Here is a 5961-nt window from a genome sequence, read left to right on the forward strand (position 1 = left end):
GTTCCAGTCCGCGAACGGCTGGTCGTAGGTCAGGGTCAGGGTGTCGTCGGCGCGATCGACGATCGGACGCGCCGTGCGCGCGTTCGGGTCGGCCGGCATCGCGGTGTTGAAGTAGCGCGTGCCCGAGACGACCTGTCCGTTGACGTCGTAGGTGGCGTCGTCGAAGAAGTGGGAGCTGACGGCCCAGCCGAACACGAGGTCGTCGAGGGTGACGGCCGTGCCGTCCGACCACACGCGGTCGGTGAACAGTTCGTAGCTGACCTTGAGCGGATCGCCCTGCACGCGCGTGATGCGTCCGAGACCGTCGTTGGGGACGACCTGGAGCGAGCCGTCGATCGATCCCAGCCGCTCGTCGAGCAACGCCGACACGGCGCGGTTGGCCGCCGTCGCGCCCGTCGCGGTCGCGGCGTTGAAGCTGGTGAGCTCGCCGACGACGCCGAGCGTGAGGCTCGTGCGCTGCTCCTTCTCGGGGGCGGGTGCCGGTTCGGCGGCCGAGCAGCCGGCCAGCACGACACCGGCCGCGGCGAGCAGCGCGATCAGACGGCCCGCACCGCGGCGTCGTCGAGTCGGTCGAGGAACGTCGTTCAGCCCGTGGTGCACAGGGGCACTTTACCCAACGCCTCCTGAGCGATCCCCGGGGCCGGGCGGGCGCGGCGGCGGTCGCCGGGCGCGGCGCGGCGCGGCCGCCGGGCGCGGCCCGGGGCCGCGAGACTGCACGCGGCTGACAACTCGGCGACATCCTGCAACCGAGTTGTCGGGCGGGTGCAGTTTCGGCGCCGAGGTCGCGGCTCCTGCACCGACGGTCGCGAGAACAAGCCGTCCACAGATCGAGGGATGCCGTCGAATCCGGGCGATCGCGGACGGCAGAGTCGAACGATGACGGTGCTCCACCGAACAGTCGACACGCCCCTCCCGCTGATGCCCGCCGCCGCGGTGACCCACTCCACGCGGAGCGTGCGCCGCGGCGACATCATCCAGGTGACGCGCGGGGTCTACGCGCCGCGCGACGCGTGGCAGACGCTCCCGCCGTGGCAGCAGTACCTCGCGCGTGTCCGGGCGCATCTGCTGAACGCCCCCGGCGACGTGCTCTGCCTCGAGTCCGCGGCGGCGCTGCACGGACTCCCCGTGATCGGGACGGCGCACGACATCCATGTACTCGGATCGGCGAGCGCGACGGCCCGGACGGTGGGCGGGGTGCGCGTGCACACCAGCGCCCACCCGGACCGCGTGATCGAGGAGGTCGACGGCATCCGTCTGACCTCCGTCGCCGATACGTGCATCGACGTGGCCAGGACTCGGCATCCCGCGATCGCCCTCGCCGTCGCCGACGCGGCCGCACGCGTCGATGAACGCTGCACCGCTCTCACCCTCGTGACGCTGAACGAGGAACGAGCGTCCGCGCGCGGTCGACGGCGGGCGCGGTGGGCTCTTCATCGCGTGGATCCGGCCGCGGAATCGCCGCTCGAATCACTGAGCCGCGCTGTCGCGGAATGGGCGGGCTTCGCCGAACCGGAGCTGCAGGTCTGGTTCGGTTCGCCAGCCGGGGACGGAGACCGCGTCGACCTGTGGTGGCCGCAGCTGCGTATCGCGGGCGAGGCGGACGGCCTGCTGAAGTACGACGGCCGGTTCGGAGACCCGCGCGTCGCGATCAAGAAACGCGAGGACCGCGACCGACGACTGCGCGCGGCCGGCGCGCGGGCCGTGCTGCACTGGGGGTGGGATGATCTGACCGACCCGGACTCCCTGGCCCGCTTGCTCCGCGGCGCGGGGCTCCCGGTCGTCGCCACCCCCGACACAGCGCACCTCTACAGCCTCGCCGCGGCTCTGCGTCCCCCGCGCCCGCGGTAGCGCGGGTGCCGCGGGTGCGGGTGCCGCGGGTGTGCGTGCCGCGGCTGCGCGCGCAGCGGGTGAGCGCAGCGAGACTGCACGTGGCTGACAACTCGGCGACATTTTGCAACCGAATAGTCAGCGGCGTGCAGTCTCGCGGCAACTCGGCGCTTCGTGACCGGCGCACTGCGCCCGACTCCGGCAGCCCGGACAAGCCACCGCGCGCCTCGCGAGACTGCACGTGGCTGACAACTCGGCGACATCCTGCACCCGAGAAGTCAGCGGCGTGCAGTCTCGCGGAAAGGAGGCGCTTCGCGCCCCGGCCGACCGCGCCGTGGCCCGACGGAACGCGCCGCGAGCACCGCGCCCGACTCCGGCAGCCCGGACAAGCCGCCGCGCGCCTCGCGAGACTGCACGTGGCTGACAACTCGGCGACATCCTGCAACCGAGAAGTCAGCAGCGTGCAGTCTCGCGCGAAACAGGACGCGAAACAGGGCGCCGGACGCGCGCCGGACGGGCGCCGGACGCCCGCCGGACGGGCGCCGACCCGCCGGGGCCGCGCGCAGCGCGGCCCCGGGACGCGGCTCAGGCGAACGCCTCCGGCGGAGGGCACGAGCACACCAGGTTGCGGTCACCGTAGGCCTGGTCGATGCGGCGGACGGGGGGCCAGTACTTTCCACGGATCAGCGACCGCACGGGGTACACGGCGGTCTCGCGGGAGTAGGGGTGCTCCCACTCCCCCACCACGACGGTCTCGGCCGTGTGCGGGGCGTTCACGAGCGGGTTGTCGTCGGCCGGCCATTCGCCCGCGGCGACGGCGAGGGCCTCGTGCTTGATCGCGATCATGGCATCCACGAATCGATCCAGCTCGGCGAGGTCCTCGCTCTCGGTGGGCTCGACCATCAGGGTGCCCGCGACCGGGAACGACATCGTCGGTGCGTGGAAGCCGTAGTCGATGAGGCGCTTGGCCACGTCGTCGACGCTCACGCCGGTCTGCTCCTTGAGCGGACGCAGGTCGAGGATGCACTCGTGCGCGACCAGGCCTCCCTCGCCCGCGTACAGCACGGGGTAGTGCTCGCGCAGCCGAACGGCGATGTAGTTGGCCGACAGCACCGCCGCCGCGGTGGCCTGACGCAGACCCTCGGCGCCCATCATGCGGACATACGCCCACGAGATGGGGAGGATGCCGGCGGAGCCGTGCGGAGCGGCCGACACCGGCCCGCCGTCGAACACGCCGCCGGCGTGCTCGGCACGCTGCGAGAACGGGTGCGAGGGCAGGAACGGCGCGAGGTGCGTCTTGGCCGCGACCGGGCCGACCCCGGGTCCGCCGCCGCCGTGCGGGATGGCGAACGTCTTGTGCAGGTTGAGGTGCGACACGTCGCCACCCAGGTCGCCGAACCGGGCGAATCCGAGCAGGGCGTTCAGGTTGGCACCGTCGACGTACACCTGGCCACCGGCGTCGTGCACGGCCTGTGTGATGTCGAGAACGTCGTGCTCGTACACGCCGTGGGTCGACGGGTAGGTGATCATCAGCGCCGACAGCTCGGCCGCGTGCTGGGCGATCTTGGCCCGAAGGTCGCCGAGGTCGACGTTGCCGGCCTCGTCGCACGCGACGACGACGACCTTCATGCCCGCGAGGATCGCCGACGCCGCATTGGTACCGTGCGCCGACGACGGGATCAGGCAGACGGTGCGCTCGAGGTCGCCGTTCGCCAGGTGGTAGCCGCGGATCGCGAGGAGCCCCGCGAGCTCGCCCTGCGAGCCGGCGTTCGGCTGCAGCGAGACCGCGTCGTAGCCGGTGACCTCGGCGAGCCAGCGCTCGAGCTGCTCGATCATCTCGAGGTAGCCGCGCACGTCGGCCTCGGGAGCGAAGGGGTGCACACGCGAGAACTCCGGCCACGACACCGCCGCCATCTCGGTCGCCGCGTTGAGCTTCATCGTGCACGACCCCAGCGGGATCATGCCGCGATCGAGCGCGTAGTCGCGGTCGGCGAGGGTCTTGAGGTACCGCATCATCGCCGTCTCGCTGCGGTGCGCGTGGAAGACGGGGTGGGTGAGGAAGTCGTCGTCGCGGTGCAGGGCGCCGTCGACGCCGCGCAGGGCCTCGCCCTCGGACAGTTCCGCGGAGGCGAGGCCGAAGGCGTCCAGCACGGCCGCGAGGTCGGCATCCGTCGTCGTCTCGTCCACCGAGACGCCCACGGTCGCGTCGTCGATCCACAGCAGCTGGTACCCGCGGGCGCGGGCGCGATCGACCACGTCCTGCGCGCGGCCCGGCACGTGCACGCGCACGGTGTCGAAGAACGCGTCCGAGACGAGGTCGAGGTCGTGCGAACGCAGAGCGGATGCCAGGGCATCGGCCTTGCGCGCGACCTGCGTCGCGATCGCCCGAAGTCCGTCGGGGCCGTGGTACACCGCGTACATCGCGGCCATGACGGCCAGCAGCACCTGGGCGGTGCAGATGTTGGACGTCGCCTTCTCGCGGCGGATGTGCTGCTCGCGCGTCTGCAGCGACAGCCGGTAGGCGGGGGCGCCCACGGCATCCTGGGACACACCGACCAGACGACCGGGGAGTTGGCGTTCGAGGCCCGCGCGCACGGCCATGTAGCCGGCGTGCGGTCCGCCGAAGCCGAGCGGGACGCCGAAGCGCTGGGTGGTGCCGACGGCGACGTCGGCGCCGAGAGCGCCGGGCGAACGCAGCAGCGTCAGCGCGAGCAGGTCGGCGGCGGCGACCACCAGGCCGCCCGCGGCGTGCACGGACTCGGCCACGGCCGAGAAGTCCCAGATGCGTCCGGTCGCGCCGGGGTACTGCACGAACGCGCCGAACGCCTCGGGCACCTCGCCCTCGAAGGACGTCTCGAGGATGCGGATGCCGACGGCCGCGGCGCGGTGGTGCAGCAGCGCCTTGGTCTGCGGCAGCGCGTCGACGTCGACGAGGAACACGTCGGTCTTCGCCTTGGACGCGCGACGGGCCACGAGCATCCCCTCGACCACGGCGGTGGACTCGTCGAGCATCGACGCGTTCGCCGTCGCCAGACCCGTGAGATCGGTCACCATCGTCTGGAAGTTGATGAGCGCCTCGAGGCGGCCCTGCGAGATCTCGGGCTGGTACGGGGTGTACGCCGTGTACCAGGACGGGTTCTCGAGGACGTTGCGCGCGATCACCGACGGGGTGAAGGTGTCGTAGTAGCCGAGGCCGATCATGGGGCGCGCGGAGCGGTTGGCGGATGCCAGCTCTCGCAGCTCCGCCAGGGCCTCAGCCTCGGTGGCTGCGGTCGGGATCGCGCTGGAGGCGCGGGCCTGCACGTGGATGGATGCCGGGACGGCGGTCTCGACGAGCGCCTCGACGCTGTCGTAGCCGACGACCTCGAGCATGCGGGCCTGGGCGTCGGCGCCGATGCCGATGTGGCGATCGACGAAGACGGCCGGGGTTCCGGCATCCGTGCGGGAAGGAAGGACGGTGCTCATGCGGTGAGGTCCTCGTAGGCGGCGCGGTCGAGCAGGTCGCCGGGGAGCTCGCCCTCGACGCGGATCTTGATGAGCCAGCCGCCGGCGAAAGGTTCGGCGTTGACCAGGGAGGGGTCGTCGACGACGGCGTCGTTCACCTCGACGACGGTGCCCGAGAGCGGCGCGTAGAGCTCGCCGACCGACTTGGTCGACTCGATCTCGCCGCAGACGTCGCCGGCCGAGACGGCCGAGTCGGCGCCCGGGAGCTCGACGAAGACGACGTCGCCGAGCTTGTCGGCGGCGAAATCGGTGATGCCCACGGTGGCGATGTCACCCTCGAGGGCGATCCACTCGTGCTCGGAGGTGTAGCTGAGGGCGGTGAGGTCGGTCATGCGTTTCTCCGATAGAAGGGAAGGGCGGTGACGGTCGCGGGGATGCGGGTTCCGCGCACGTCGATGGTCAGTTCGGTTCCGATGGCGGATGCCGCGGGGGCGACGAACGCCATCGCGACGGGGTGGCCGAGGGTGGGGCTGAGGGCACCGCTGGTGATCTCGCCGACGACGTCGTCGCCATGCAGCACGGCGTAGCCGGCGCGACCGGCGCGGCGTCCCTCCGAGACGAGGCCGACGAGCACAGGGGCGGCTGCGGGGCGCGACGCCAGGCCGTCCTTGCCGACGAATGCCTCTTTGT

The 5961-nt window shown here is 72.0% G+C and carries 4 protein-coding genes and 1 pseudogene; 1 reads left to right on the forward strand and 4 read right to left on the reverse strand.

Annotated elements, in window-relative coordinates; all coding sequences use genetic code 11:
- Positions 1-600: pseudogene (locus tag DBR36_RS08165) on the reverse strand (hypothetical protein); the annotation flags it as partial.
- A 276-nt stretch (positions 601-876) separates the two neighbouring features.
- Between DBR36_RS08165 and DBR36_RS08170 the strand changes: the two are divergent.
- On the forward strand, positions 877-1848 hold the full coding sequence (locus tag DBR36_RS08170; protein WP_108318407.1) for a hypothetical protein: 972 nt from the start codon (positions 877-879) through the stop codon (positions 1846-1848).
- Between the two features lie 564 nt (positions 1849-2412).
- Here the strand turns inward: DBR36_RS08170 and gcvP are convergent.
- From gcvP to DBR36_RS08185, 3 genes are all read right to left on the reverse strand, one after another.
- Positions 2413-5292 (reverse strand): aminomethyl-transferring glycine dehydrogenase, encoded by a 2880-nt coding sequence (gene gcvP / locus DBR36_RS08175; protein ID WP_108318409.1) that lies wholly within the window; start codon positions 5290-5292, stop codon positions 2413-2415.
- On the reverse strand, positions 5289-5663 hold the full coding sequence (gcvH, locus tag DBR36_RS08180; RefSeq protein WP_108318411.1) for a glycine cleavage system protein GcvH: 375 nt from the start codon (positions 5661-5663) through the stop codon (positions 5289-5291). Before gcvH ends, gcvP begins: the two co-directional genes overlap by 4 nt.
- Positions 5660-5961: glycine cleavage T C-terminal barrel domain-containing protein (locus DBR36_RS08185; protein ID WP_308810943.1), on the reverse strand; the 302-nt coding region annotated here is incomplete at its 5' end. The genes DBR36_RS08185 and gcvH, both read right to left, overlap by 4 nt.

It is taken from the genome of Microbacterium sp. HMWF026, assembly GCF_003061325.1.
GTDB lineage: Bacteria > Actinomycetota > Actinomycetes > Actinomycetales > Microbacteriaceae > Microbacterium > Microbacterium testaceum_E.

Bases quoted from the DNA above. Each gene is read 5' to 3' on its own strand.
- gcvH (WP_108318411.1), bottom strand. From the start codon at position 5,663: ATGACCGACCTCACCGCCCTCAGCTACACCTCCGAGCACGAGTGGATC.
- gcvP (WP_108318409.1), bottom strand. From the start codon at position 5,292: ATGAGCACCGTCCTTCCTTCCCGCACGGATGCCGGAACCCCGGCCGTC.
- DBR36_RS08170 (WP_108318407.1), top strand. From the start codon at position 877: ATGACGGTGCTCCACCGAACAGTCGACACGCCCCTCCCGCTGATGCCC.